The following is a 2,832-nucleotide window of genomic DNA, read 5'->3' on the forward strand; positions in this document are numbered from 1 at the left end:
CCTCGGCGTAAACGCCTGTGRGGTCTCACCTGTCCCGCTGCTCCCGCAGGAGTCTCGCACTTCCGCTCCAATCACCCTTGTTTTAAAAACAACAATCTTTACGAAAAGAGCCTTTTATTTTTTACATGATCACTCAGGGTGGAAGTATTGTATATTTTTCCGTCCAGACTCTTTGGCCATATACATGGAACGGTCCGCTTTTTTCAAAAGTGAGTCCATTTCCATACCATGATGAGGATAAAAGCTAATCCCTATGCTAGCTGATACAAAATGATCATTTCCATTAATGGTAATGGGCATTGTGGATAAACTGTTCAATAATAATTCAGCGTTTTGCTGAGTGCTTTTCATTAAATCCTCACAATGCGAAGGATTTAATAATACAATGAATTCATCACCACCGATTCGTGCCACCTGACTGCCTTCGGGGACGGTTTGCAAAAAACATTCGGCAGCCTTTTTGATGACGCCGTCCCCAGTATCATGTCCAAAGGAATCATTAAAAAATTTAAAATGGTCAAGATCGATGAAAAGAAGGGCCATTTCATCGTTCGTTTTATCTTGATGATAATCAAAATAATTATAAATGAAGTTCCGATTATAAAGACCTGATAAAGGATCCCTGATAATCCCTTTTTCAAGATTGATGGCATGACTAATCAAAGCTGCCATAGACTTAATGAGGGTTAGGTCATATTCTTTAAAAACATGAGGATTAATGTCGAATGCACATAATGTCMCAATGATTTCACCCTCATTTATAAGGGGAGCTCCCATAAAACACCCATTCCCGATAAACCTCGTTGCAGGGTGGTCACTAGTCAATTCATGTTTCCCCAAATTCGGGATTACGAGTGGTTCCAAGCCATTCTCAACAACTAATTTACAATAAGCCATATTATATGGAAGGATGTCACCTTCACAAATTAACTTTGCATTTCTATTGAAGGACTTGATCATGAAACTCTGGATGGGATTCACTATAGAAAGGAAAAATGTATTGACCTCAATGGTTTGAGCTAATAGTGCTAATACTTCTTTAGCGATGGAATCAAAATTTTTATAATAGTTGATATCTTGCTGAATCATTCCCAGGCTCCTTTTTTTATCTATATTCTTTTTAGGTTTTCTGATGTTATTTCTTATATTCAAAGCAAAGACACAAAAGCGTAATCTGAATATCGTGACAGTTGCCCGGATTTCCTCTAAACTCAATTAAGGGGTTGGAATTGTATTATGGATGAATCATGTAATCGGGAAAGTTGAAAAATGGACCTTTACTTAATTTTCGGCTTTTTTTTATTATCATTAAATTCTCCTGATTATAAAACGATTCTGGCCAAGGCTGGGTATCTCTTCATAATCCATAAATTCTAATCAGTATTTATAGCATTATACTGTAAATGAAATGGTGAGAGTAACTTTAATGTGCATACTTGGCATATTTTTGATATTCACCTTGGAAAGCAAAGCAACCTGGCATTTTTGCATCCTCTCATGATAACGGAGCTCATGAATTTAAATGATAAAACGAATGTACCAAGCTCATTTTAAACAAGAATTTGGGGAGGATAAAAGGAAGTAATACAGTACATATTGGATAATTCAAAAGGGGATCACTATGGGAAAATTAGAAAGTATATATCCTATTGCTATAGAGAATACAAAAGAAAAAATCATCCAGGATATTGATTTTTATTTAGAGAATCAAGAGACAATGCCTTCTTATTCAGCATATATATCAGACAGGACGAATTTTATTGAGCAAATTTGGATTAATGTTTGGATAAATAAAGCATCAAATGATGTGCCCAGAAAGGAAAAAAAGGCTTTTTTAAGCGAAAGGGGATTTGTAACGGAAGGTTCAGACCATAAGCTGATCAATAGCATGTTCCGGAACGAATTAAAGAAGTATCGCMCATTTGATGGCTTAACGTGGATTAAAAAAACCTTTGCCGACAATCAAGAGGATTGGGAGAAGAGATATAAAAATGCAAGGGAGAAATTCTTTAGGCGACAAGAAGAACAGCGGCTTGCCAAACAGCGTTGGAAAATACGCGCAAGGCTGCAAGAAGAAGCCAATTCATTTTTCGAAAATAACTCACTTCTTTTATATTTACATGTCAGGTATTATATTGCCGGTATTATGGCAAAAGATCTGAAGAATAAGCCTAAATTCCAATATGTCGATCCGTACTTGCTTGAAGAACAATTAGTTGAAGAGGGCGGTTTTCAAGCTGCCGAATACCTAATGGTCACTGACTTTTTCGAAGAGCTGACAGGCGATATCCATTCGTTAATCGGTTGGGGCCGGAACCGTTATGAATATGAAAATTACTACTACAGGTATGAAAGGTTAGTTTCGGATTTCATAATGAAATTAGCCCCTGACAAATACTTGAACCATCTATCTGCCGCCCTGCATCATGATTTTTTGGAGTCATATGGGGAAAGGCTGACGGACGATGCCCTTCAAGGTATACTAAGCGATGAATTGGCCGATTTGTCTCAGTCCTGTTTTGATGAGCTTCAGGAAGAATACCTTTCTGATTTACTGAAGCTTGAAGGAATTCCTTTTAATGAAATATTGCACGAAGAAATATTTGAAAAAGACGTGGAGAACAGAGAAAGAAGAAAAGCTGAAGTATTGGCAGAAGAAGCCAGGAAGCGGGCAGAAGAGCAAAGGATGATCGATGACATCATCGGTAAGGCCTATACTCCATCATTAGGAAAAAAAGTTAGATATGTTTTGCATATAGGTGAGACCAATACAGGGAAGACGCACAAGGCCCTGGAAAAAATGAAACAAGCGGAAAGCGGTATGTACCTGGC

The 2,832-nt window shown here is 37.5% G+C and carries 1 protein-coding gene and 1 pseudogene; one reads left to right on the forward strand and one right to left on the reverse strand.

What is annotated here, in order from left to right:
- Positions 1-129 precede the first annotated feature (129 nt).
- Positions 130-1,089 (reverse strand): sensor domain-containing diguanylate cyclase, encoded by a 960-nt coding sequence (locus AC1DVB_RS26365; protein WP_477591742.1) that lies wholly within the window; start codon positions 1,087-1,089, stop codon positions 130-132.
- A gap of 532 nt (positions 1,090-1,621) precedes the next feature.
- Here AC1DVB_RS26365 and AC1DVB_RS26370 point away from each other — a divergent pair.
- A pseudogene (locus AC1DVB_RS26370) lies at positions 1,622-2,832 on the forward strand (RNA helicase); the annotation flags it as partial.

The sequence above is a fragment of the Peribacillus sp. P4_D6 genome (assembly GCF_056401795.1).